Genomic DNA, 24,228 nt, shown 5'->3' on the forward strand with positions numbered 1-24,228 from the left:
GGGCAGGCTGCCAGGCGCACCACCGCGCTCCTTCCACACCGCCCCGCCCTGTGTACCTTCCCGCTCAACTCCGCCGACGGAAGAGCCCCCCTCCCTCATGCCCGACAGCAATCCCCGCCCCGACCTCTTCGACAAGGCCCCGTCCTCCCCGTTCCTGCGCGCCGTCCACGCCACGCCCGTACGGCCCTACTACCGCCCCCTGCGGGCGCGCGACGGCGAGGCGGTCGTCGACGGGCGCAAGGTCGTGATGGCGGGCTGCAACGACTACCTCGGCCTGGCCACCGACCCCCGGGTCACCGCCGCGGCCGCCACCGCCCTCCAGACGTACGGGACCTCCTGCTCGGGCGCCCGCACGCTCAACGGCACCCTCCCGCTCCACGGCGAACTCGAGGCCGCCGTCGCCGACTTCCTCGGCACCGAGGACGCCGCCGTGGTCACCACCGGCTTCCAGGCCAACCTCGCCCTCGCCGCGCTCTTCGGCCCCGGCGACGCCGTCTTCAGCGACACCGCCAACCACGCCTCGCTCATCGACGGCATCCGCCTCGGCGCCGCGCACCGCCTGCGCTACCGCCACGCCGACCCGGCCCACCTCGACCGGCTCCTCGCCGACGCCGACCCCGCCGCGGCCAAGGCCGTCGTCACCGACGGCATGTTCTCCATGGACGGCGCCCTCGCGCCGCTGCCCGCCCTGACCGCCGCCGCCCGCCGCCACGGCGCCCGCACCCTCGTCGACGGTGCCCACGACATCGGGCTGCTGGGGCCCGCGGGCCGCGGCGCCGCCGAACTCCTCGGCGTCCACGAGCGGGTCGACCTGTTCACCGGCACGTTCTCCAAGTGCTTCGGCTCCACCGGCGGCTTCCTCGCCGGGCCCGCCCGCGTCATCACCCACCTGCGCTACGCCGCCCGCGCCATCCTCTTCTCCGCCTCCATGCCCCCGCCCGCCCTCGCCGCGGCCATGAGCGCCCTGGAGATCAGCATCGACGAGCCCTGGCGCCGCCACCGCGTCCTGGACCTCGCCGCCCGCCTGCGCACCCGGCTCACCACCCTCGGCTACGACACCGGCCCCGCGCACGCCGACCCCGCCCCGCCCGGCGCGCCCCCGCCCCCGGGGCCGGTCATCGCCGTACGCACGGGGGACCCGGCCGACTGCGTCCGGCTGTGGCAGCACCTGCTCGACGCGGGCGTCTACACCAACCCCGTCGGCCCGCCGGCCGTCCCCGAAGGCTCCAGCATCATCCGCGTGACCCTCCAGGCCACCCACACCGACACCCACGTCGACCGCATCGCCGAAGCCTTCGCGACCGCCCGGCGGACCCCGCGGCCCGCCGCCCCCGTGCTCGCCCGCCCCCGCCAGGACCTCGCCCCGGAGACCGCCCGATGACCGACGTGACCGTCACCCCGGTGCGCGGGCGCGCCGCCACCACCGCCTTCATCCGGCTGCCCCACGCCCTCTACCGCCACGACCCCCACTGGGTCGCCCCGCTCGAACACGAGCTGCGCGCCTGCCTCGACCCCCGCCGCAACCCCTTCCACGCCACCGGCACCGCCCAGCTCTTCCTCGCCCGCCGCGGCACCACCCCCCTCGGCCGCATCGCCGCCCACATCGACCCCCGGTACCAGCAGCGCCACCAGGAACGCACCGGCCACATCGGCTTCTTCGAGTGCACCGACGACCCGGCCGTCGCCGGCGCCCTCTTCGCCGCCGCCGACCGGTGGCTCGCGGCCCGCGGCGCCGACCGCGTCCTCGGCCCCCTGAGCTTCACCACGAACGACGAATGCGGCCTGCTCGTCGACGGATTCGACGGCCCGCCCACCGTCCAGATGCCGCACAACCCCCCTTACTACGCCGACCTGTTCACTGCCTGCGGCTTCACCAAGGCCAAGGACCTCCATTCGTTCACCGGCCCCGTGCCCGCCGACGGCGAGGCCCCCGAGGCCGTCCGCCGTGCCGCGCAGCGCGCCCTGGCCGACCCCGGCATCCGCATCCGCCCCCTCGACCCCCGCCGCTACGACGCCGACCTCGCCGCCGTCCGGCGCATCTACAACGAGGCCTGGGCCGAGAACTACGCCTCCGTGCCCTTCACCGACGCCGAGTTCCGCCGCGCCGGCCGCCGCCTCAAGCCGCTCCTCGTCCCCGACCTGCTGCAGATCGCCGAAGTCGGCGGCGAACCCGCCGGCTTCACGCTCTGGCTCCCCGACGCCAACCAGGCCCTGGCCGCGGCCCGCGGCCGCCTCACCACCTACGGCCTGCCCATCGGCCTCCTCCGGGCCGCCCGGGCCCGCCGCCGCATCACCCGCACCCGCGCGTCCACCGGCGGCATCCTCAAGGAACACCGCCGCCGCGGACTGATGGCCGCCCTGTTCTACCGGGCCCTGCAGGCCGCCGCCCGCCTCGGATACACCGAGAACGAGTACTCCTGGACCCTGGAGGACAACCACGACATCGCACGCCTCGTCCGGGCCATGGGCGCCGTCCACACCCGCACCCACCGCCTCTACCACCGCCCCCTCGGCCCCGCCCCGGCCGCCTCATGAGGTACGCCGTCACCGGAGCCACCGGATTCATCGGCACCCGCCTCGTCGCGCACCTCACCGTCCTCGGCCACGACGTCACCGCCCTCGTCCGCGACCCCCGGCGCCCCGTGCCCGGCGCCCGCACCACGGCCGTCGACCTCGTCACCGGGGCCGGGCTGCGCGAGGCCACCGCCGACGCCGACGTCGTCGTCCACCTCGCCGCCCTCACCCACGCCGCCGACCCCCGGGCCCTCGCCACCGTCAACACCGGCGGCACCCGCCGGCTGGCCGCCGCACTCGCCGCCCAGCCCCGCCCGCCCCGGCTGGTGTACTGCTCCTCACTGGCCGCCAGCGGCCCCGGCCGGCTGCGCCACGAGGACGACATCCCCGCCCCCGTCTCCGCCTACGGCCGCAGCAAACTCGGCGGCGAGGACGCCCTGCGCCGCGCCGGCCCCCGGCTCCCGGCCGTCACCGTCCGGCCCCCCATCGTCTACGGACCGGGCGACCGCCACTTCCTGCCCCGCCTCGCCGCGGCCGCCCGGACCGGCCTGCTCCCCGCCGTCGGCCCCCGCGGCCCCCGCCGCTACTCCCTCCTCCACGTCGACGACCTGTGCCGGGCCCTGCTCGCCGCCGCCCGGCACGGCAGGCCCGGCGCCGTCCACCACGTCGGCGACGGCGTCGAACACCTCTGGAGCGACATCGGCGCGGCCGTCGCCGCCGCCCTGGGCAGACGCCCGCCCCGCGTGCTCCACCTTCCCGCACCCCTCGCCCTGGCCGCGGCCCACACCCTGGGCCGCACCGGCATGCTCAACCCGGACAAGGTCGGCGAGGCCCGCCACCCCTCCTGGACCACGGCCCCCGGCGCCCTCCCCGCATTCACCCCGCGCATCACCTGGCCCGAGGGGCTCCGCACCAGCCCGAGCCCCGCACTCCTCGACATCCGGAGCAGCACATGACCGTGCGCCGACCCCTCTCCCCGTACGAACGCGCCGTGTGGGCGGCCGGTGAAGCGCTGCCCGCCACCGTCGCGGCCGCCGTGCACGTCGAGGGCGCCACGACCCCCGGCAGGCTGCGCGACGCCGTCGCCGCCGTCCGCGCCCGGCACCCCCTCCTCGGCTCGCGCGTCGAGCGCAACGGCCCCTGGCGCGCCTGGTTCACCACCCGCGGCGTGCCCGAGACGCCCCTGCGCGTGGAGTACCCCGTCGCCGGCCGCACGGCCGCCCGCGTGCTGGAGGAGGAGCTCCAGCGCCCCTTCGCCACCGCCGACGGGCCCCTGGCCCGGTTCGTCGTCGTCGACGGCGGGGACTCCTTCGACCTGATCGCCGTCTTCCACCACCTCGTGGCGGACGGACACTCCGCCGCCGTCGTGTTCCGCGACATCCTCCAGCACCTGGCCACCCCCACCGGCCGGGCGCCCGCCGTCGCCGCCCCGCCCGCGGACGGCCTCCTCCCCGGCCCCCGCGTCCGCCCCGCCGACCTCGTCAAGCTCTCCCGCTCCCTGCGCCTGCCCCGCCAGGCCGGCGCCCCGGCCCTGCCGACCGGCCCCGCCACCGACCTGACCTGCCGCACCTGGACGCTGGACGAAGAGGAGACCACCGCGCTGCTCGACCGCTGCCGCGCCGAGCGCACCACCGTGCACGCCGCCCTCTGCACGGCCTTCGCCCGCGCCCACGGGACCCCCGGGCCGGCCCGCATCGCCGTCGCGGCCGACCTGCGCCGCATCCTCGCGCCCGTGCCCGAGGAGTCCGTCGGCCTCTACGCGGCCAGCTTCCTGCTGTCCGTGCCGGCGGGCCGCCCCCACGACGACCTCTGGGACGGCGCACGAGAGCTCAGGGAGCGCCTCCACCGGCGGCTGAGGCCGGAGGAACTGCGCCCGCTCGTCGCGGGGTTCCGGCTGATGCCCCTGCCCGACGGGATGATCACACGGCTCCTGCACCGCAGCGAGAGCAAGGGAGCACGCTTCGACGTCTCCCTCAGCAACTTCCTCACGTCCATCCCGGACACGTACGGCGACCTGCGCCTGACCGCCTTTCACGGCGCGGCCCACACCAGCCTCTCCGGCGCCCCGCTGGTCATCCTGATCGGCTTCGGCGGCAGGCTGTTCTTCAGCGTCACCTCCACCGACCCCGACGCGGCGCGCCTGTGCGAGAGGGCCATGTCCCACCTCAGGAAAGCGGTGGCACCCGCCCGGCCGGCGGGTGCCCGCCTCTGACCCCCGGGGCCGCGGCTCCTGCGCCGCGGACCGCCCGCCCCATCAGTGGGCGCCCGCGTACACCTTCGACGCGAACTCCGCGATCTGCTTGTCGGAGAGGTTCTGGGCGAGGTTGGCCTCGGAGATCATGCCGACGAGACGGTGGCCGTTCTGCACGTCGATCACCGGCAGCCGCTTGATCTGGTGCTGCTCCATGGAAGTCAGAGCATCCGTCGCGGACGCGTCCGCATCGATCCAGTGCAGCTCCCCGCCGAGCGAACCCGCCTCCACACTTGCCGGGTCCACGCCGTCGGCCACGCACTGGACGACGATGTCCCGGTCGGTGACCAGGCCCTGGAGCCTGTCGTCGTCACCGCAGATGGGCAGCGCGCCCACGTGCAGCTCGCGCATCATCTTCGCCGCGTCCAGCAGCGATTCGTGCTCGCCGACGCACTTCGCGCCCGCCGTCATGATGTCGCGGGCCTTGAGCGGCTTGTTCCGTGCCATGATCGCTCCTCCCGTCGTGGCAGGTTCTTCCTTCCTCCATCGCAACACGGATGTCCCACCGACGCCATGCGCACACGTTCACTGTCCGCGACCGGCCATGTGCTGCTCGAACGTGCTGATCTTTCCGTCCAGCAGGCCGGGCCTCCCGGGCCACAGGTCGGCCTTCAGCACCAGCTGGACCCGTGGCGCCCTCGCGGCGACGGCTTCCGTGGCCCGCCGGACGACGTCCATGACCTCCTCCCACTCGCCCTCGATCATCGTGTACATGGAGTCCGAGCGGTACGGCAGCCCGGACGTGCGAATGATCTCCACGGCGTCGGCTATCTCGTCGGGGAAGCTCTCTCCGACGCCGACGGGCGTCAGGGTGAAGGCGATGAGCATGGTGGTCAGCCGTCCTCTCTCTTCTCTCGGTTCTCTTCTCTCAGGTCCCCGCGCGCGGCGAGGCGGTCGTGGCGGCGTGATAGGCGGCCGCGACCAGCAGGAGATGGTCGATCTCGTGGGTCAGGCTGCGCGCCGAGGGCCCGTCCTGGTCGCCCGGCCCGGTGAGGTTCGCCGTCTGGGCGTGGGGCTTCCGGCCCTCGCGCTTGTTCCGCAGCGCGGCGGTGAGCCAGCGCGCGGTGATGTGCGCGTCCACCAGGTGGTCCGGCAGGGACTGCGCGTTCACGCTCTGCCGGATGGCATCGAGCGTGGCGGGCGGGATGTAGTTGCGCAGGACGATCATCGCGTCGCGGATCTCGATGACCCGCCGGTAGAGCCGCAGCTGGAGGGGAACGGCAGCGGCGCCGATGCGGTTGGCCGGGCGCAGCACGACGTCCGGGGTGTGCGTGGTCAGGTCCTGCCACAGCCGCTCCAGTCCGTGGTACGACCTGCGGTACTGCAGGTGGGTCCGGATCCGGGCGAACACCGGGAGGGCCACCCCCAGCGCCATGCACAGGGCCTCCACGCCGGTGACCGGCGAGAACAGCGGGGCGAACACCGGTGATCGCGTGGACAGATAGACGAGCTTGAGCAGCCACAGCACCGAGGCCAGCAGGATGCCGGAGCCGAACAGGCGCAGCCCGTAGCGCAGCAGGCGCGGCGTGCCGTGACGGCCGTGGCTCCAGCACACGAGGCCGCAGACCGTGTCGGCCGTCAGGTGGAAGGCGAAGAACACCCACCAGTAGGCGTCCGGCACGCTCGGCGTGGCCCGGGACGGCGCGATCCGGTTCCTCTCGTGCACCGGTCCGAGCACGTCCAGCAGGACGAGCGAGACCATGACGGCCGCCGCGGTGCCGAAGAGCACCCCGGTGTGGCGCCGGCGGCCGGCCGCGCCGTGGATGAACCACAGGACGGCCGCCGCGTCGACGATGCTGAACAGGTGGGTCGTCAGATCCACCCAGTGCGCCCCGGGCACCATCCGGGCCAGCACGGCCGTGACGGGTTCGAGGTGCATCGACATCGCCAGGGCGATCATGACGACGGCGAACCACAGCGGCCGCTGCTCGCGGTGGCGGACCGCCTGCGGAGCCCGTACGAGGGCCGCCGACCACAGGGCGGCGATCCCCGCGTTCTCGATCCAGGCGAGCTTGTCTATCCAGGCGAGCACGACGCTCCCGTCGGCCGGCCGACCCGCAGCCCCATCGCCGATTCCAGACCGCCGAGCATCCCCGACAGCAGCGTCGGGGCGGGCACCCGCCCGGCCGCCTCCAGGATCAGCGTGGCGATCATCTCCGCCTCCTGCTCCTGCTCGTCGCCGTAGCGGATCCGCGGCAGCACCCGGCGCACCGACTGGGGATCGGTGATGTCGAGGTGGCGGTACAGCCGGGTGTCGTCGAGGGCGGAGCGGTGGTTGCACACCAGGTGCCCGATCTCGTGGACGATGATGTGCTCCTGGTGCAGCGGGCTGGTCTGCCCGTCGTAGAGGATGAAGTCCTCGGTCTCGACGGACAGCAGCATCCCCGAAGGCGTTCCGGGGACGGTCGGGGTGGGCAGGGCCAGCAGCCGCAGCGGACGGTCGCGCTCGGCGGCGAGGCGGTCGCACAGGTCCTGTGCGGAGAACGGGTCGGGCACAGGAATCCCGCCGATCACCTTCTGGCATCGGCGGCGCAGATGCCTCCAGTGCATCTCAGTCGTTTCTCCCGCAGTCGTAGGGACGGGCGGGCACATGACCCGGTATCGGCGCCGGGTCATCGCGGTCCCCCGGCCCGCACGGCGGCCCCCAAGGCGGTCAATGGCAGTACCACGAGCCCCCCTCGCACATGTGCCCCGGCCGCCTGCGATCGTAGATCGCCGCGCGCTGTCACGCCAGGGTTGCGGAACGTCGCGGTCCATGGAGGGTGCGGGAGGGGGCCGGCGGGCTAGCCGAGGGTGCTGCGGCGGCCGTAGCGGCTCTTGCGGAGACGCTGCACGACGCGGTGGAGACGCGGGTAGCGCTCGCGCTGTTCCCGGGAGCGGCGGTCGAGTTCCTCCGTGAGCCGTTCGGTGCGCTTCTCCACGTCGAGCTCGTCGAGGATGCGGTCGATCTCCGCGAGCAGCGCCCCGTGCAGCTGCCACTGCCGGGGGTGCTGCTGGACCTGATGGAGCAGCAGGCGGGCGGCCCGGTCACGGGTCCGGCGGGCGGCGTCGAGCTCCCGCGTGAGGTGTTCCTCGGCGTGCTCGGCGCTGGTGGTGACATGCGTGGTGATGACTACGGCGAAGTTCTCCACGGCCAGGGCCATGTGCCCGAAGACCTCTTCGAGGGCGGCGGCGGTGTCGCCGGGGAAGAGCGGCTCCTGCGCGCGGTGCACGGCCAGGTCGGTGAGGGTCCGGCAGGTCACGCGCAGCACGACGGCCGTGATCTCCAGCGCGTCGAGCCCCGTGCGCAGCACCACCCGGAACAGGAGCCCCTCCTTGACGCGCGGATTGAGCCGGAGGCTGTCCTCGGCCTGCCGGAGCGAGGCGTCCACCTCGACGATGTCGTGGTCGAGCCGCCGCGCCGCGTGCAGCCGGGCCGCGGCCTGCTCCACGGGCGTGTGGCCGGTGATCTCCTCCCCGATGTCCTGCAGGAGGCGGCGCATCCGGCGCGCGAGGTCCTCGATCGCCTCGCCCGCGGGCTGCACCCACACCGGCGGGACGAGCAGGACGTTGAACAGCAGCCCGACGACCGCGCCGATCAGGGTCTCCAGCACCCGGTCCCAGGCGGTCTCCGCGACGCGCGTCACCCCCAGCACGAGCATCGCGCTGATCGCGACCTCGGGGACGAACTCGCCCGCCTTCACGAACCGCCCGATGACGAGGGAGGCGAGGATGATCAGCCCGAGGCTCCACCACGTCAGTCCGACCAGCACGCTGAAGCCGATCGCGATCAGGACGCCGACCACGACGGAGTTGACCCGTCGCACGCTCGTGGTGAGTGTGGAGTAGAGGGTGACCTGGACGACCAGGAGCGCGGTGAGCGGTGCGGTCAGCGGGGCCGGTTCGTTGCTCAGCCACAGCGCCACGGCATAGGAGATCACCGCGGCTGCGGTTGACCGTACCGTCTGCACGACCGCCGGTTCCCTGCCGCGCCTCACCAGCATCGTCAGGGGGTCACGAAGCCCGGGCACGTGGCCCTCCTTCCCCTTCCCGCCGACCTGTCAGCCGCCGATGCGCCACTTGGGGCACGGGGCCGGGAAGAACGGCCGGTCCGGGATGGCAGGATTTCGGCCATGACTGATCATCAGGGATTTCTCGCCGGCAAGAGTGTGCTGATTACGGGGGCGAGCAGCGGCATCGGCGCTGCCGCAGCGAAGGTGTTCGCGCGCGAGGGCGCCGCGGTGGTGCTGACGGCCCGCCGGGGCGAGCGCCTGGAGGCGCTGTGCGAGGAGATCCGGGGGAGCGGCGGCGACGCCGCGTACGTCGTCGGGGACATCCGCGTGGAGGACGACGCGCGGCGGGCGGTGGAGTGCGCCGTGGAGCGGCACGGGCGCCTCGACGCCGCCTTCAACAACGCGGGCATCGGCTGGGACCAGGAGCCGATGCACTTGATGAAGGACGACGCCTACGACGCCATCATGGACACGAACGTACGGGGCGTCTGGAACCTCATGCGCCACGAACTCGCGGCCATGGTGGAGTCGGGGACGGGCGGCTCCGTCGTCAACAACAGCAGCGTCGCCGGCATGGTGGCCATACCCGCGGCCGCTCCGTACGTCGCCTCGAAGCACGCGGTGATCGGCCTGACCAAGGCCGCGGCGGCGGAGTACGCGCCGCACGGCATCCGGGTGAACACGGTCGCCCCCGGCACGACGCGGAGCGAGATCATCGCCGGCTGGTTCGAGCGGAACCCGCACATCGAGCCGGAGCTGCACCGCCTGACGCCGCAGGCCCGTACGGCCGAGCCGGCGGAGATCGCGGAGGCCGCCGCGTGGCTGTGCAGCGACCGGGCGTCGTTCGTGACGGGCGCGGTGCTGCCGGTGGACGGCGGCTTCACGATGGTGTGACGCGGCGGGGGAGAGGGCCCGGCGGCCGGTTCACGGCCGCCGGGCCCACGCGTCAGGCCGCCGGGCCGGTGTGCGTGGTGGTGAAGACGGCCTCGCCGTTCTGGTGCCCGACGGTGGTGTGGGTCGTCGTGCGCGACGTCGTGTGACGCTCGGTGGCGATGCCGATGGGGGCGTCGAACTCGGCGTACCGGTGGAAGGTGGTGTGCGTGGTGGTGGGCTGCGGGCGGTAGCCGGAGGCCGCCGCCGGGTCGCAGGCGCAGGTCCCGGCGGCGCCGTCCACGGGACCGGTCGCGGTGAACGCGGCCTGGTTGGCGGCTTCGATCAGCACGAGGCCGGGGACGTGGTCGACGGCGTGGTCGTAGAAGACCGTGTTGTCGAAGGGGTGGCGCAGCTGCCAGCCGCGGGGCTCGTCCGTGGGGCTGAGCAGGACCTCGTCCGGCCTGTCCCGGCCGACGCTCGCAGGCGGGAGATGCGGCGTGAGGGGCGGCAGCTCCGAGGGAGGCTGATGGTGCTCACCGCGCAGCCGCCGGTAGACCGCCGGGGGAATCCACTCGAACGTGGTCTCGGCGGTCACGAGGGCCGGGCCGGAGGCCTTGCCGTCAGCGGCCGCCGGCCCCGCGCCGGGCTCCGCGGCGGTGATCGTCATGCCGACGTGCAAGGCGGTGACGCGCTTGTTGCGCAGGGTCGTCGGGGTGGCGGTGACCTCGATGTGCAGCGGGGTGGCCCGCTCGGTGTCGAGGGCCGCGCCGGGGTTGAGGGTGTAGTTGAAGGTGTGGAGGAGCGTGGCGTGGCTGAGGGGGGCCTCGAACGCGGTGTGGGCGAGGAGGAGACCGACCTGGCGTATCGTCTGGGCGACGGTGAGGGTCTCGTAGTGGGTGCCGTGGCCGGGCACGTGGTGCGTGGTGTGGGCGGGCCAGCTGCCGGTGACGGTGTAGTGCGTGGGGTCCTGCTGCTCCCAGCGGGTCACGAACACGGCGTCCTCGAAGCTCAGGTGCACGAGCTCCTTGGCGGCGGGTCCGCCGGCGGTTCCTTCGCCGATTCCGCCGCCGTCGTGGGCGGGGTGTGCGCTGCGGGCGCTAAGGTCTGGGGGCGAGGCCTGCAGCCCGCCGGACGCATCGGTTCCGTCAGCCGCCGGCCGGACGAGCCGGCACTCGGTGACGTGGTCGGCGAACTGCCGCGGGGTGCCGTGGGCGGCGGCGACTGCGGGGCGGAGCAGGATCTGAGACACGTCTCTCCTCGGAGTGGATTCGTGCGTCCCGGTTGTTAACCGGCCCGGTGATAAGATACGGACTATCCGGTTTGCTTTAGGGTTTTCGCTCGTGCTTGCCCTGGCCGTCGATTCCGGGCCCTGCCCGGTGCGTCCGGCGTGGCGCACCCGGCGGCCGTGGTCGGCCGGGCGTTCGTATCGGCGTGTTGCCGGTGAACGGGAGGTAGTCAATGGCGAAGCAGGCGCGGGCGATTCACACGCGTCGCCTGATTCTCGAGGCGGCGGGTGAGGTCTTCGACGAGTTCGGATACGAGTCGGCGACGATCGCGGAGATCCTCGGGCGTGCGGGCGTCACCAAGGGTGCGCTGTACTTCCACTTCGCGTCGAAGGAGGAGCTGGCGCGCGGAGTGCTGAGCGAGGCGCTGACGACGGAGGGCGTGCTGCCCCAGGAGTCGCGCCTGCAGGAGTGGGTGGACGTCGGCATGGTGCTGGCGCACCGGCTGCCCGCGGAGCCCTTGCTGAGCGCCGCGATCCGACTGTCGGCCGACCGCAAGGCGCGGGACCTGTTCGGCACGTCCTGGCCCGGGTGGATCGAGTTCATCGCGGGGCAGCTGACCGCGGCCAAGGAGCAGGGGGAACTGCTGCCCCACGTGGACGCGGAGCGGACGGCGATGCTGTTCGTGAGCGCCTGGACGGGCGTCGAGATCCTGGCGACGGCGCACCCGGAGGGCGACTCCCTGGAGGAGCGGATCGCGCTGCTGTACGACACGTTCCTGCCGAGCGTCGCGGTGCCGGGAGCCCTGCGGATGCTGGACACCGCCCCCGACCGCGGTGCCCGGGTCTGGCAGGCGCACCGGTCCCAGCGCGAAGAGGCGGAGGCCGCGGCCTCCGGCTGACGCACCGCGCGCGTCCCGGCTGCGACGTCGGGCGCGCGGAGGGTGTCCGGGCGGCGGGCTGGACAGGACCGCTGCCTGATGACGTCCACGCTTTCCCCCTGAGTGTCCGGCCGATGCCGCTGCGGGCGCACGGCGCCAACGGGCCACGAGCCCCCCTCGTCACCCCTGCACGGCATCGGAAACCTGTCCGGAGGCGGCTGCTCGTCGCGGCGGATCCTCCGGTGATCCGATGCCAGGACGCTAACAAACCGGATATCCTGTTTGTCAAGGGTGAACGACTTTCCATATGCGCTTCACCTGGGTGGATGCCCTGCGGGCCCAGGGGATGGAAGGGTGGATTCCGGGGTGAATTCCCCGGGCATGGCGAAGGCCCGCAAGGTACTTGCGGGCCTGAGGGCGGCGGCGCGCCGCCGCCTGGTGCTGCTGTCGGGGTCATCAGCCGCCGGGCGCGTGGGCCGTGGCGAACTGTGCAGGGGCGGGCCCGGTCGCGTTGATGACCGCTTCCGTGCCCGCGGCCTGAAGCTGCGTCAGCGCCTTGGGGGTGGCCAGCTGCGGCAGGAGGGTGTGCCAGAGGCCGGTGAGGGTGGGGCGCGAGAGCCAGTTGTGGTCCTGGCGGGCCAGGGCCTCGAAGCCCGCGGTCGCCCCGACGACCGTGGCCGTCAGCTCCTCCTGCGCCGCGTGGAGCGGCGTCTGCCCGTGGGCCGCCGAACGCTCCAGCGTGCGGCGTACGCATTCCAGCCACTCCTGGTGCAGATTCACCTCTGAGTGGTGTGCGGTACGGCAGTTGAGGTGAAAACCGGCGCGCACCACGACGTCCCGGCGCAGCTGCTGGGCGATGACGTGCGAGGAGTCGACGAGCGCCTGCAGGGGGGAGGGGCTCTTGCGGCGGGCGTGCCGGGCCAGGGCGTGCAGGGTCCTGGTGGCCTCGGACTCGACGGCGGCCGCCATGGCCGCCTTGGTGTCGAAGTGGAAGTGCAGGGCACCCGAACTCACCCCGGCCCCGGCGCTGATGCCGGCGAGCTTGGCGCGCGTGTAGCCGAACTCGTCGAAGGCCTGCGCCGCGGAGCGGATCAGCGCGTGCCGGGTGTTCATGGCCCGTTCTTGCTTCGTCACCGGGAGCTCCTGCGGAGGTTCGACAACATCATGAACACATGAAACCAACTAACTGGTTTGATTTCTACTTCGTGCGCCCGGAATGTGCCCCATGGTGAGCTATCTGGCGGGCCGACTTCCTGGTGATCGGTAGCGTCGGCAGTGTGGGCGGGGCGGGGCGATGGGGCAATGATTCATGGATGTGCCGAATTGTGGCGTCCGCTCGAAGTGATAAACCAGCGGTCCGGTTTGTAATTTCCGGCGATCTGACGTTCGCCGCCCCGCCGGCGCGGTGCTCAGCGTCGGCAACCTGCTGTTCTTCGCCCCGCCGACCGCCGTGCTGTGGGAGCGCAGTGGCTGATCCGCGGGCTCAGACGCCGTCCGCCGCCGGCTCCGCGCGTCTCTCCGGCGTCGTCCCCGCGCGCTTCTTCAAGGCCTCGTTGAGTGCCTCGAAGTCCGCGACGGCGGCGGCGATGCTCCGCCGCAGGAACGGCACCAGCACCCCGAAGAACCTCTCGCTCTGGACGACGCGCGTGCCGCCCCCGTCCAGGTCGGTGAGGACGAAGCGGTGCTCCCCGGTGAAGAGTCCGGGCAGGAGGGTCCGGCCGCGCCACCGCAGCTCCTCCGCGGGGGCCGCGACCCTGACCTTCGGGTGCAACGTCATGGGCCTGCGGCCGGCCGGGAAGACCCGCAGCCGCAGCCGCCCGCCGGGCGACACCGTCCCTGACGCCTCACGGATGAAGGGATTCCACTCCCCGTAGCGCTCCAGGTCCGTCAGGATCCGCCAGACGTGGCCGGGTGTGGCGGCGATGTCCACCACGGTGGCTATTTCCCGCATCGGCGTGCCTCTTCTCGTGCTGAGTGCCTCGTTGCCGCAGTTCCTCGCCGCCGCGGTTCCCGTGCCGCAGCTCCGCCGCGCGGAGGACCGTCCCGAGTTCCGTCGCGCGGAGGACCGTCCCGCAAAGCTCAGTATTGGCCTGAACCGCCCTCTCGGCCCGTCCTGGCGGTGCGGGGGCGCCCGGGTGGATCTGGAGCGGCGGCCGTTACCGCCCGCGGCCACCGGGCACACCTGCAGCTGGCAGGTCCTTCCGGGACGCCGGGGAGCCCCTGCCCCGGTGCGGAACGGACGAGAGGGCGGACGCTCGCATGATCACGTTGGGGGTGGAGGAGGAGTACCTGCTCCTGGACCCCGTCACGGCGCTGCCCGTGCCGCTGGCGGAGGAGGTGCGGGCGGCCTCCGGCCTGCAGGCGATGACCGAGGCGCGGGAGATCAAGTCCGAGCTGCTGCAGGCCCAGCTGGAGGCCGCCACCCCCGTCTGTACCGGCCTCGCGGAGGTCGGCGGGCACCTGCTGCGGCTGCGGCACGCGGTCAGCGCGGCGGCGCAGAAGGCGGGGTGCCGGCCCGTCGCCTGCGGCGCCGCGCCGCTGGCCGGCGGGGCGCCGGTCCCGGTCACCGGCGAGGGGCGGTACCTGGCGCTGCAGGCGCAAGGGGCGCGCCTGGTGGACGAGCAGCTCGTCAACGGCATGCACGTGCACGTGGGGGTGCCCGGCCGGGCCGCGGCCGTCGGCGCCCTGAACCGGCTGCGTCCCTGGCTGCCGGTGCTGGTGGCCATGGGAGGGAACTCCCCGCTGTGGCGGGGGAGGGACACCGGGTTCGCCAGCTGGCGCACGGTGGTCTTCGGGCGCTGGCCGGTCAGCGGCCCCCCGCCCCGGTTCGAGGGGCCGGACGACTACGACCGGCGGGTCGGCGCCCTGCTCCGGGCCGGGGCGATCATGGACACCGGCCAGCTCTACTGGCAGGCGCGCGTCTCCGAGCGCTATCCCACCCTCGAAGTGCGGGCGCTGGACGTCCAGCTCACCGTGGAGGACGCGGTCCTGTTCGCGGGCATCGTCCGCGCCCTGGTCACCACCGCGCTGCGCGAGGAACGGGAGGGCTTGCCGCTCGCGCCCTGCCCGCCGGAGATGCTGCACGCCGCGAACTGGCACGCCGCGCGCTACGGGCTGCACCGCGGTCTCATCGACGCCCACGGCCGGCGCCGCGGTCCCGGCGAGGCGGTCGGCGGCCTGCTCGCGCACATCGGGCCGGCCCTGGACGAGGCCGGGGACACGCGCGAGGTCAACCGGCTGCTGCGGCTCTTCCTCGCCCGCGGTGCCCCGGCCGACCGCCAGCGCCGCGCCCTCGCCGCGGGCGGTCTGACCGCCCTGACGGCTCTGGCGAGCACGGAAAGCCCGGAGAGCGCGGAGGACCCGGGGAGCCCGGAGAACTAGCGGCATCCGCAGGTGTGTTGACTTCTCCGCACCTCCGTGGGAGAGATGACATGTTCACGTCACTCCTGCCGGTGGTCTTCCGGCAGCCCTTGTCCTCGGATCCGGCCGCCCGCCGCGGCGCCGGACGGAAGGAGCACGGCGATGAGCATCCCCCACACCCGGGCGCAGCGGAACCGCAGCAGGATGATCACGGGCACGGCACTCGCCGCCCTCCTTGCGGGGGCGGGCACCGTGCTCGGCACCCCGCCCGCCGCGGCCGCCGACGCCGTCACCGTCGGCTACACGTGCACCGGCCCCGGCGCCCCCGGCGGCGTCCAGTCCCTCCTCGTGACCGTGACCGCACCCGCCGGCGTGCCGCAGGGCTCGACCGCCGACCTGTCCGTCGAGGTCACCACCGCGCTGACCGTGCCCATCGACGTGCCCGCCCGCGCCGCCACCGGCGAGATGACCCTCGAACTCGGCGGCGCGGCGACCGGCTCCGTGACGGCCACCGGCTTCACCAACGCCGCCGCGGTGCCCAGCGGCTCCACCGTCACCCTCACCGGCGGCACCGCCTCGGTCGGCCTCGGCACGGCGGGAGCCGCGACCGTCACGCCCGGCGCGGCCGGCGTGCACGTCTTCGGCGTGACCGTCGCTTGCGAGGTCTCCGGGACCGCACCCGTCGCGGCCACGATCGACGTCACCTGACGCGGCCGGACGGACGGGTGCGCGCGGTCGTACGGGTTCACGCGGTCGCAGGGGCTCGTGCGGTCAGACGGGCTTCAGAGCGGTCGCCCCGAAGGAGACGTCGAAGCGGTCGCACCAGATGCTGACGCTGGTGTAGCGCGACAGGTCCACGTCGGCGGGCACGACGTAATTCTGGTCGCCCTTGTTCCCCTTGAGGGAGCCCAGGCTGCGGTGCGCGCCGTCGTCGAAGACGTGCCACCCGTCCTGCCCCGGCTTCACCGGGGCGTCGCTGAGCAGCACCTTAAGGTCAGGGCCGTTGCTGGTGTCGAGGTGCTCCAGGCGCAGCACGCGGCTGCCGTCGGGCAACCGGAGGATGCGCACCGACCCGCTGGTGCGGTGCTCGTGGCTGATCAGCTCACCGGTGGCCAGCGTCCGCACGCCGTCCGTGCCGCCCGGCCGCGCGGTGCCGGTGGCCACCGGCACGGACTCCCGTACGGTCTCGTTCACCCACAGCTTCCACGGCTGGAACCACACCAGTCCCGCGGCCACCGCGAGCACCCCCGCGACCAGCACCCCGATGACGGCCGGCTTGCGCAGCACCCGTCGTACACGTCCCATCTCTGCCTCCGAAAAGCCGGCGTGTTCTCTCACTCCTTGGAACGCTTTTTGGCCTGTTCCGGGTCCGGGTTTCCGGTGACGAAAGTCTTACGTCCCCGTCCGCCACGCCCCGTCTGGTGGCGCTGGGGTGGCTGGGGCGGGGTGTTTCTGGTGATCTGTAATGGTCCCGGAGGCCGCGGCGGTAGGAGAACACCCATGGACATCGGCGACCTGACCGACGAGATCCTCCGCGATCTGCGTAAAGAGCGCGCCTATCCGGCGGTCTCGCTGCTCGTGCCGACGAACCGGCGTTCCCCCTACAGCCCCGAGGACCCCGTCCGGCTGCGGAACACCGTCGCGGAGGCCAAGCGCCGGCTCGCCGAGGACGCCGGGGTCTCCCGGTCCGCCCGGGCGGACGTCGAGGGGCAGCTGGACACGGCCGTCGCCGGGGTGGACCTCACGCACTCCAGCGACGGGCTGCTGGTCCTCGCGGCCCCGGGCGAGCACCACGTGTGGTACCTGCCGCGCTCGGTGCCCCAGCGCGTGGTGATCGGAAAGACCTTCCTCACCCGCAACCTCGTGGCGGCCGCCCGGATGGAGGAGCCGTACTGGGCCCTGGCCGTGACCAAGGGCGAGTGCCGTCTGTGGGACGGCGCGGGCGACGCGCTCACCGAGTTCACCGGCAACGGCTTCCCCGTACGGCCCGCCCTGCCCGACCACGTGGACGCGCTGCCCGGCAAGAACTACAGCATGCCCATCCGCGAGGAGGGCGGGGTCGAGCGCGAACGGCAATACCTGCGGTCGGTCGCCGCCGCGCTCGCGGGTGTCCTGGAGAGGCAGCCCCGGCCTCTGTACCTCGTGGGCCTGCGCGAGCTCACCGCGCACTTCAAGGAGGCCTTCCCCGGCCAGGGCGCGATCACCGCCGTGGTCGAGAACGGCAGCGGCACCGCCAAGAGCGGCCACGAGCTTCTGGAGGTGCTCCGCCCGGCCTTCGACGAGCGCCGCGAGGCGCGCCGGGGCGAGGTGCTGCGGAGGCTGAGCGACGCGCGCGGGGCCCGCCGCTACACCTCCGGCCTGGACGAGGTCTGGCAGACGGTGCGGCAGGGCCGGGTGGCCCTCCTGGCCGTAGAGGACCACTACCAGGCGACCGTCCGCACCGACGGCAACGGCGGCCACCCGCAGGTGGTGGAGGAGTCCGCGGAGCCGCTCAGCGCGGACGCCTCCCTCATCGAGGACGCCGTCGACGAGATCGTCGAGAGCGCGCTCGACAGCGGCGCGGACGTCGAGTTCGTCCCCGACGACACCCTGGCCGAGGAACACCGCCTCGCCGCGGTCCTGCGGTACTGAAGCGGCGGGCCGGCCCGGGTCACCGGGCGGGCCGGAACTCCAGCCCGCAGACGTGCTCGCGGGTCGTGGTGCCCAGGAGCACGAGCGAGGCGGCCTCCGCGACCTCAGGCGGCACGGCCCCGCTCCCGCCGCCCGGCTCCGCGGCGCCGTCGAGCGTGCGGAGCAGCCGGCCCAGCCCGTGCGCGTGCCGGGTGAAGACGCGCCGGCCGACCCGGCGGCCCCGCTCCCGCTGGCCTTCCAGCGCCTGCGCCGCGCCCACGTCCAGCAGCACCAGGTGCAGTTCGTGGCCCCGGCGGCCGGCCTCGCGGGCCAGCCAGCGCCGCATCCACGGGCGGCTGCCGCAGTCGTGCACCAGAACGGGCTGCCCGCTGCGCACGGCCGCCCGGATCCGCAGGAAGTGGTCCAGCCGGGCGCACGGCCGGTAGACGGCGTACGGCAGCCGGTCCGGCATGCGCGCCTGCCACCGCTCGTGGGCGGCCCGCGGGTCCACGGCGGGGGCCGCCGCCGACCAGCGGCGCATGAGGGTGCTCTTGCCGCTGCCGGGCAGCCCAGACACGACGACGACCGACCCCGCCGGGTACGACAGCACCGCCGGTGCCCGGCGGCCGGCCGCCCGCAGGTCGACCACCCCGCGGGGGCGGAACCCCGCCGCGGGCCCGGGCCCGGCCTGCGCCGCCCGGCCCGCGGGATCCGCCGGTCCGCCGGCGGGTATGCCCGCCGGGGTGCTGCTGTCTGTCGTGCCGGTCCGGCTCACGGTCTTGTGTCCCCTGCCCTTGGCTGCTGTCCGCGCCCGCCGCCTCGGCAACGGGTGCAGTCCTTCAGACGCCGTGGCGCACCCTGCCGGTTCACCGGACGTCCTCGCGGGTTCACCGGACCGGGGGCGAACAGGCCCGTGGCCGCGCCGGAGGGGATGAGGGCGCGGCCACGGGCGGCCCCGGAGGGCCGGAGGGGAAGGGCGGGGGTCAGCGGCCGTCGGCCGCGGCGGCCAGGGGCCGGCCGTGGTGACGGCTGATGTTCTTCTCCAGCAGCGACAGGCACTCGGCGACGCCGACGCTGCCGGAGGTGTGCTCGGGCAGCCGCCCGTCCCGGGCCTTCAGGCCCGCCAGCGCACGGTCCATGGCCGTCTGCGCGGCGAAGAGGCAGGGGGTGCTGTAGATCGCCACGTCCACGCCGAGCCCGGCCAGCTCCGGCAGCGACAGCCGGGGCGACTTGCCGCCGGCGATCTGGTTGAAGAGGAGGGGTTTGTCGCCGATGACGTCCCGGACCTTGCGGATCCACTCGACGCTGCGGACGCCGTCGACGAGCAGGACGTCCGCGTCGGTGGCCGCCAGGGCCTTGGCGCGCCGCAGGATCTCGTGCTCCTCCGTGGCGTCGGTGCGGGCGACAACCACGAGGTCGCGGCGGGAGTCCAGGACCATGTCCAGCTTGTCCAGGTACTCCTGCAGGGGAAGGATCCGCTTGCCGTCGACGTGCCCGCAGCGGCGGGGCCGCTGCTGGTCCTCCAGGATCACCCCGGAGGCGCCTGCGGCCTCCAGCTGCTGGACGGCGTGGCAGGCGGTCTCGGGGTCGACGTAGCCGTCGTCGATGTCGACGAGCAGGTGCTGCGCGGGGAAGGCGAGGCGCAGCCGCTGCACGAAGGCGACGATGTCGGGCCAGGCGATGAAACCTATATCGGGAAGGCCGTAGTGGGAGGCCGCGAAGCCGAAGCCGGAGACGAACATGCCGTCGTAGTGCTGGGCCGCGACGGAGGCGGAGAACATGTCGAAGATGCCGATGAGGGGAGTGGTGCCGTCCGCGGCGATGGCGTCACGTAGCCGGGCGGGGTGGTTCACGGGTACCCTCCGAAGACTGGTTTGGCGTCGGTTGGGCCCGCTTCGGCTGCTGTCTTTGACGGAAGCCCGCAGCCGGTGCGGGAGACGATGACCGACCGGAGGTCCCTGGGGTGCGCCGCGCGAAGGCGTGCCCCAGGGATTTTTGCTGCGCTCTGCTGCTGGTGGTGCCGGTCGGTGCCCTCGGGAGATTAGTCAAGAGATAGTCATGCGGCAATATAGACAAGGTAAAAGCGGGTGGTGGGCGATGCATTCACGCCGACCACCCGCACCTCCGGAGCGCCGTGCGGCGCACACCCGCCCGTGCTCGCCCCGCAGCTGAGGAGCCCCTTCCGGCCTTCCGGCAGCCTCCGCGCATATGCCCGCGGATCGTCCGGATCTCGCGGGTCCGATCACCTCGTGGAGGGCCGGGTCCGCGCCGGCGTCTAGTGCTTGGAGAGGTTCCGTGCTTCGGCGCGGCCCTTGAGCTCCAGCTGCTCGGCGAGGTCGCGCAGGGCACGGGCGCCGGCGATCTCCTCGCCGACGCGCGGTTCGTTCGGATCGCGGGCGTCCCGCGTGGAGCTGGTCCGGGCGCGGAGCTCGGTGCCGTCGCGCAGTCGCAGGAGGGCGGCGGCCCGGGTGCGGGATTCGTCCTCGTCGAATTCGATTTCTACGTGCCAGCCGGCGACCTGCATGGGCAAAACACCTCCGCCGTGTTGCAGCTTTCTGTGGCGGCCACTGTAAGTCGCTCCCCTCCGCCGCCCGCGGCCCGCGCGCCCGGCCGGCTCCAGGTCCACCCGTCCGGCTGCCCGCCCACCCGAATGCGGGGGGTAATGAATGCATAGGGCATGAATGTAGAAGGCATGAATGCAGGCGACATGTATCGCCCTGGGCAAACAACGCAAGATCAAATCCCTGTGGCCTTGATCACATGGGACAGGGGCAATGCGCGAAAACGGTCATGTACGAGCACGCCTTTCCCGTCGTGCGAATCCCTTTGTGCGCCCGGGAAATGCCCGTCCCACCCCGCTCTGACCAGCACTGATCGATCACTTACCCACGGAAATATCAATTCCCCGTGAAGTCTTGACGCCGCCCTTACACGCCTCACACCATTCACGGCATGGAGTCCACCGACAGCCGGCCGAGCACCGGGACGCAGCAGCGTCCCGGCGCCGTACCGTGCCACCGGGCGCAAGCGCCCCACGGCAGGCCGGCCCGTCGGGCGACACCCGGCCGGCGGCGGCCCTTAAAGGGCTGACCTCCCCGCGCCACCCAGCGGCGCCCAGGACGGCAGCGACAGCACGCCGGTCCCGGGCCACGCACCTCGTGCCCGCTCCCCCTGCCCGACCGCAGGCGACCCCCACCCGGGGCCGCCCGCATCCGGCCGGAGGGCATGCCCGGCTCACTGCCGGCGGGCATCGCATCACCCCTCGGAGAACGGCGTCGCCAGCCGGACCTCCGGGTAACCGGGCCCACCCCCTCGAAGCAGCACCACGGCCCGGTCCTGCCCCCTCCAAAGAAGGCGAAGTACCACATGAGTGACCGCACCCTCACTGCGGCCGAAACCCAGCCCGCCGCCACGGCGGCGCCGACGGCCTCCACGCACGTGGACGCCGGCGATGCCGGGTACAGCAAGGACCTCAAGTCCCGCCACGTCAACATGATCGCCATTGGTGGAGCGATCGGCACCGGACTCTTCCTCGGTGCCGGCGGCCGCCTGGCGAGCGCGGGACCCTCCCTCTTCATCGCGTACGCCGTATGCGGCCTCTTCGCCTTCTTCGTCGTCCGGGCACTGGGCGAGCTCGTCCTCTACCGCCCGTCCTCCGGCGCCTTCGTCTCCTACGCCCGTGAATTCATGGGCGAGAAGGGCGCCTTCACGGCGGGCTGGCTCTACTTCCTGAACTGGGCCACCACCGGCATCGCCGACATCACGGCGGTCGCCACGTACACGCACTACTGGAGCATGTTCAGCGACATCCCCCAGTGGGTGCTCGCGCTGATCGCCCTCGCGGTCGTGCTCACCGTGAACCTGATCTCGGTGAAGTACTTCGGTGAGATGGAGTTCTGGTTCGCGATCATCAAGGTCGCCGCGATCAGCGTCTTCATGGTTGTCGGCATCTTCCTGCTGGCCAGCCAGCACAAGGTCGGCGACGGCACCCCGGGTCTGTCCAACATCGTCGACCACGGCGGCATCTTCCCGACCGGCGTGATGCCCATGCTGATGGTCATCCAGGGCGTCGTCTTCGCCTACGCCTCCGTCGAGCTGTGCGGCGTCGCCGCCGGTGAGACCAAGAACCCCGAGAAGATCATGCCGAAGGCGATCAACTCGATCATGTGGCGCGTCGGCCTCTTCTACGTCGGCTCCGTCATCCTGCTCGCGGTGCTGCTGCCCTACACCGCCTACCACGGCGGCGAGAGCCCCTTCGTCACCGTCCTGTCGAAGATCGGCATCCCGTACGCGGCCGGCGTGATGAACCTCGTCGTCCTCACCGCGGCGCTCTCCAGCCTGAACTCCGGCCTCTACTCCACCGGCCGCATCCTGCGCTCGATGGCCATGTCGGGCTCCGCGCCGAAGTTCACCGGCCTGATGAACAAGGGCCAGGTCCCCTACGGCGGCATCCTGCTCACCGCGTTCTTCTGCGTGCTGGGCGTCGGCCTGAACTTCGTCGTCCCCGCGGACGCCTTCGAGATCGTGCTGAACTTCGCCGCCATCGGCATCATCGGCACCTGGGGCATGATCATGGTCTGCTCCCTGCTGTTCTACCGCCGCTCCAAGGACGGCCGGGTCACCCGCCCCGGCTACAAGCTCCCCTGGGCCCCGTACACCCAGATCGTCACGCTGGTCTTCCTCGCCGGCGTCCTGGGTCTGATGGCGTCGGAGCCGGGCGCGAGCCGCACCACCGTCCTGTGCCTGCCGATCATCGTCGCGATGCTCATCGGCGGCTGGTACCTCGTCCGCGGCCGGGTCGCCAAGACCCAGCGCGAGAACGAGCTCGCCCGTGCGGAGGCCGGCCAGTCCTGACCGGTGACCGACCGGCAGCCTGACCGGTGACCTGATCGGTTGAAACACGAGAGGCGCCCACCCCGGAACACCGGGGTGGGCGCCTCCGCGTGTGCCTACGGCTTGGCCGAGTCCACCCCCGCGCGCCCGGCGCGCCACAGCCCCCGCGTGAAGTCCGGGATCTCCTGCGGCGCCCCCTTCGCCCTGATGGAGGCGTGGCTGAGCGGCACCGGCGCGCTCCACGTGGCCGCGTCGTACACGTCGAAGTCGGGCACCAGGCCCTGCTGCATGCACTGCATGAGCCGGAAGACCATGATGTAGTCCATGCCGCCGTGCCCGCCGGGCGGGTTCGCGTGCTCCTTCCACAGCCAGTGGTCCCACTGCGCGTACGCCCCGAAGTCCCCCCACTCGTCCCCGGACGCATCCGGCTCCAGGTAGATCCGCGGCGGGTAGTCCTCGAACACGCCCTTCGTGCCGCCCAGCGTGTTCACCCGGCTGTACGGGTGCGGGTTGGAGACCCCGTGCTCCAGGCGGATCACCCGCCCCTTCGCCGTCTGTACGAGGCTCACCGACAGGTCGCTGCCGACGTACGTCTCCTTCCAGCTCGGGTCACCCGGTGGCATGTGCTGCGCGCGGTAGGCGGCCAGCCCGGCGGCGGGGGAGCCGACCGTCGAGATCCGCACCGCGCGGTCCCCGCGGTTGACGTCCATGTAGTTCGCCACCGGCGCGAAACCGTGCGTGGGGTAGACATCGCCCCGCAGCCGGGTGTGCCACTGCCGCCGCCACGGGCCCTCGTAGTACGTCGGCGAGAACATCAGCTCCCGCAGGTCGTGCAGGTACGCCCCCGCCCCGTGCAGCAGCTCGCCGAAGACGCCCGCGTGCGCCATCCGCAGCACGCGCATCTCGTTCTTGCCGTAGCAGCAGTTCTCCAGCTGCATGCAGTGCCGCCGCGTGCGCTCGGACAGGTCCACCAGGCGCCACAGCTGCTCCAGCTCCATGGCGGCCGGACACTCCACCCCCACGTGCTTGCCGGCGGTCAGGGCCGCCTCGGCCATCGGGAAGTGCCACTCCCAGGGCGTGGCCACGTACACGAAGTCCACGTCGCCGCGCCCGCACAGCTGCGCGTAGTCGTCCTCGCCCTTGGTGTAGAGCGCCGGCGCCGGCTGACCCGCGGCTCTGACCTTGGCCGCGACCTTCTCGGCCTTCGCCCGCACCTTGTCGCACAGCGCCACCACGCGTACGCCGGGCACCGCCAGGAACAGCTCCGTCATCGAGGCGCCGCGGTTGCCCAGCCCGACGATCCCGACCCGCACGGTGCCGCGCCGCTCGAACGGCACCCCGATCATGGTCGCGCCCTGTCGCCGCGGCGCCGCCGCGGGGGCGGGAGCCGCCCCGGCCGCCCCGGCCGGGACCGCCCCGAGGCCCACGCCCGCGCCCGCGGCGCCGGCGGACTTCAGGAGGAAGCGGCGGCTGACGTCGGAGTCCTGGGCGTGGCCGGGCGTCCCGGGCTGCCGGGGGTTCTGCGGGGCTGACTCGTGCATCGGTCCTCCTGGACACAAGGGGCTGATGTGAGCTGCGGCGCGTGCATGAACCTCGCTGACTTCGGTAAGTGACCCTGACGGGTGTGACGCAGGCAACGCAAGAGGGCTCGCGCGGCGAGATTCCGCCGTTCGTCCGGGGCGGATCACGACC

The 24,228-nt window shown here is 72.9% G+C and carries 23 protein-coding genes; 10 read left to right on the forward strand and 13 right to left on the reverse strand.

The genetic code is table 11. The annotated features are described in order from the left end of the window. Positions 1-97 precede the first annotated feature (97 nt). Genes IF61_RS0108890 through IF61_RS37425 form a run of 4 tightly spaced genes read left to right on the forward strand, consistent with a single transcriptional unit; the run spans position 98 to position 4,726 of the window. The gene (locus IF61_RS0108890; RefSeq protein WP_052392532.1) at positions 98-1,381 is read left to right on the forward strand and encodes an aminotransferase class I/II-fold pyridoxal phosphate-dependent enzyme; all 1,284 of its coding nucleotides are present in this window, start codon (positions 98-100) and stop codon (positions 1,379-1,381) included. Beyond that, complete coding sequence (locus IF61_RS0108895) at positions 1,378-2,535, forward strand: GNAT family N-acetyltransferase (RefSeq protein WP_043188261.1); 1,158 nt, start codon at positions 1,378-1,380, stop codon at positions 2,533-2,535. Before IF61_RS0108890 ends, IF61_RS0108895 begins: the two co-directional genes overlap by 4 nt. Further along, positions 2,532-3,470: an NAD-dependent epimerase/dehydratase family protein gene (locus IF61_RS0108900; RefSeq protein WP_030365733.1), complete on the forward strand. Its 939-nt coding sequence runs from the start codon at positions 2,532-2,534 to the stop codon at positions 3,468-3,470. The genes IF61_RS0108895 and IF61_RS0108900 overlap by 4 nt, the downstream gene beginning before the upstream one ends. Further along, complete coding sequence (locus IF61_RS37425) at positions 3,467-4,726, forward strand: condensation domain-containing protein (protein ID WP_030365734.1); 1,260 nt, start codon at positions 3,467-3,469, stop codon at positions 4,724-4,726. Before IF61_RS0108900 ends, IF61_RS37425 begins: the two co-directional genes overlap by 4 nt. Before the next feature lie 42 nt (positions 4,727-4,768). Here the strand turns inward: IF61_RS37425 and IF61_RS0108910 are convergent, their stop codons facing one another. From IF61_RS0108910 to IF61_RS0108930, 5 genes are all read right to left on the reverse strand, one after another. Beyond that, positions 4,769-5,212: a CBS domain-containing protein gene (locus tag IF61_RS0108910; RefSeq protein WP_030365735.1), complete on the reverse strand. Its 444-nt coding sequence runs from the start codon at positions 5,210-5,212 to the stop codon at positions 4,769-4,771. A 78-nt stretch (positions 5,213-5,290) separates the two neighbouring features. After that, the gene (locus IF61_RS0108915) at positions 5,291-5,593 is read right to left on the reverse strand and encodes a thiamine-binding protein (RefSeq protein ID WP_030365736.1); all 303 of its coding nucleotides are present in this window, start codon (positions 5,591-5,593) and stop codon (positions 5,291-5,293) included. Positions 5,594-5,633: 40 nt separating this feature from the next. Further along, the gene (locus IF61_RS0108920; protein ID WP_043188264.1) at positions 5,634-6,797 is read right to left on the reverse strand and encodes an MAB_1171c family putative transporter; all 1,164 of its coding nucleotides are present in this window, start codon (positions 6,795-6,797) and stop codon (positions 5,634-5,636) included. Beyond that, the gene (locus IF61_RS0108925) at positions 6,782-7,315 is read right to left on the reverse strand and encodes a M48 family metalloprotease (RefSeq protein ID WP_157848565.1); all 534 of its coding nucleotides are present in this window, start codon (positions 7,313-7,315) and stop codon (positions 6,782-6,784) included. Before IF61_RS0108925 ends, IF61_RS0108920 begins: the two co-directional genes overlap by 16 nt. Before the next feature lie 233 nt (positions 7,316-7,548). After that, positions 7,549-8,748, reverse strand: coding sequence for an FUSC family protein (locus IF61_RS0108930; protein ID WP_030365739.1), 1,200 nt, complete (start codon positions 8,746-8,748; stop codon positions 7,549-7,551). A 129-nt stretch (positions 8,749-8,877) separates the two neighbouring features. Between IF61_RS0108930 and IF61_RS0108935 the strand changes: the two genes are divergently transcribed. Then, the gene (locus tag IF61_RS0108935; RefSeq protein WP_030365740.1) at positions 8,878-9,651 is read left to right on the forward strand and encodes an SDR family NAD(P)-dependent oxidoreductase; all 774 of its coding nucleotides are present in this window, start codon (positions 8,878-8,880) and stop codon (positions 9,649-9,651) included. Positions 9,652-9,703: 52 nt separating this feature from the next. Here IF61_RS0108935 and IF61_RS0108940 read toward each other — a convergent pair whose 3' ends face one another. Further along, positions 9,704-10,879, reverse strand: coding sequence for a ScbA/BarX family gamma-butyrolactone biosynthesis protein (locus tag IF61_RS0108940; protein WP_030365741.1), 1,176 nt, complete (start codon positions 10,877-10,879; stop codon positions 9,704-9,706). Positions 10,880-11,088: 209 nt separating this feature from the next. Between IF61_RS0108940 and IF61_RS0108945 the strand changes: the two genes are divergently transcribed. Next, positions 11,089-11,754, forward strand: a complete 666-nt coding sequence (locus tag IF61_RS0108945; protein ID WP_030365742.1) for a ScbR family autoregulator-binding transcription factor — start codon at positions 11,089-11,091, stop codon at positions 11,752-11,754. Between the two features lie 435 nt (positions 11,755-12,189). On the opposite strand, the gene IF61_RS0108950 is transcribed toward IF61_RS0108945, so the two are convergent. Together IF61_RS0108950 and IF61_RS0108955 are read right to left on the reverse strand one after the other, a co-directional pair. Then, entirely contained in the window at positions 12,190-12,867 is a 678-nt protein-coding gene (locus IF61_RS0108950; RefSeq protein ID WP_245684451.1) for a ScbR family autoregulator-binding transcription factor, read from the reverse strand. A 349-nt stretch (positions 12,868-13,216) separates the two neighbouring features. Beyond that, positions 13,217-13,684, reverse strand: coding sequence for an SRPBCC domain-containing protein (locus tag IF61_RS0108955; protein ID WP_052392535.1), 468 nt, complete (start codon positions 13,682-13,684; stop codon positions 13,217-13,219). Positions 13,685-13,992: 308 nt separating this feature from the next. Here IF61_RS0108955 and IF61_RS0108960 point away from each other — a divergent pair, with 308 nt between their 5' ends. Both IF61_RS0108960 and IF61_RS0108970 read left to right on the forward strand, forming a co-directional pair. Next, complete coding sequence (locus IF61_RS0108960; protein WP_030365745.1) at positions 13,993-15,114, forward strand: carboxylate-amine ligase; 1,122 nt, start codon at positions 13,993-13,995, stop codon at positions 15,112-15,114. Positions 15,115-15,255: 141 nt separating this feature from the next. Further along, positions 15,256-15,801 (forward strand): hypothetical protein, encoded by a 546-nt coding sequence (locus IF61_RS0108970; protein ID WP_157848566.1) that lies wholly within the window; start codon positions 15,256-15,258, stop codon positions 15,799-15,801. Positions 15,802-15,864: 63 nt separating this feature from the next. Here the strand turns inward: IF61_RS0108970 and IF61_RS0108975 are convergent, their stop codons facing one another. Beyond that, positions 15,865-16,398 carry a DM13 domain-containing protein gene (locus IF61_RS0108975; RefSeq protein WP_030365747.1) on the reverse strand — a complete coding sequence of 178 codons (534 nt, stop codon included), beginning with the start codon at positions 16,396-16,398 and terminating at the stop codon, positions 15,865-15,867. 195 nt (positions 16,399-16,593) lie between these two features. On the opposite strand from IF61_RS0108975, the gene IF61_RS0108980 reads away from it, so the two are divergent. After that, positions 16,594-17,724, forward strand: coding sequence for a baeRF3 domain-containing protein (locus IF61_RS0108980; RefSeq protein WP_030365748.1), 1,131 nt, complete (start codon positions 16,594-16,596; stop codon positions 17,722-17,724). A 19-nt stretch (positions 17,725-17,743) separates the two neighbouring features. On the opposite strand, the gene IF61_RS32110 is transcribed toward IF61_RS0108980, so the two are convergent. The 3 genes from IF61_RS32110 to IF61_RS0108995 all read right to left on the reverse strand — a co-directional run bounded on the left by IF61_RS32110 (position 17,744) and on the right by IF61_RS0108995 (position 20,227). Next, positions 17,744-18,478, reverse strand: coding sequence for an AAA family ATPase (locus tag IF61_RS32110; RefSeq protein WP_245684452.1), 735 nt, complete (start codon positions 18,476-18,478; stop codon positions 17,744-17,746). Between the two features lie 208 nt (positions 18,479-18,686). Beyond that, the gene (locus IF61_RS0108990; protein WP_030365750.1) at positions 18,687-19,556 is read right to left on the reverse strand and encodes an isocitrate lyase/PEP mutase family protein; all 870 of its coding nucleotides are present in this window, start codon (positions 19,554-19,556) and stop codon (positions 18,687-18,689) included. Between the two features lie 422 nt (positions 19,557-19,978). Then, positions 19,979-20,227, reverse strand: coding sequence for a dsRBD fold-containing protein (locus tag IF61_RS0108995; RefSeq protein ID WP_030365751.1), 249 nt, complete (start codon positions 20,225-20,227; stop codon positions 19,979-19,981). An 842-nt stretch (positions 20,228-21,069) separates the two neighbouring features. On the opposite strand from IF61_RS0108995, the gene IF61_RS0109000 reads away from it, so the two are divergent. Beyond that, complete coding sequence (locus IF61_RS0109000) at positions 21,070-22,557, forward strand: amino acid permease (protein ID WP_043188270.1); 1,488 nt, start codon at positions 21,070-21,072, stop codon at positions 22,555-22,557. Between the two features lie 95 nt (positions 22,558-22,652). Here the strand turns inward: IF61_RS0109000 and IF61_RS0109005 are convergent, their stop codons facing one another. Beyond that, positions 22,653-24,077, reverse strand: a complete 1,425-nt coding sequence (locus IF61_RS0109005) for a Gfo/Idh/MocA family protein (protein WP_030365753.1) — start codon at positions 24,075-24,077, stop codon at positions 22,653-22,655. Between the last annotated feature and the right edge of the window lie 151 nt (positions 24,078-24,228).

This window comes from Streptomyces roseoverticillatus (assembly GCF_000719265.1).
Lineage (GTDB): Bacteria > Actinomycetota > Actinomycetes > Streptomycetales > Streptomycetaceae > Streptomyces > Streptomyces roseoverticillatus.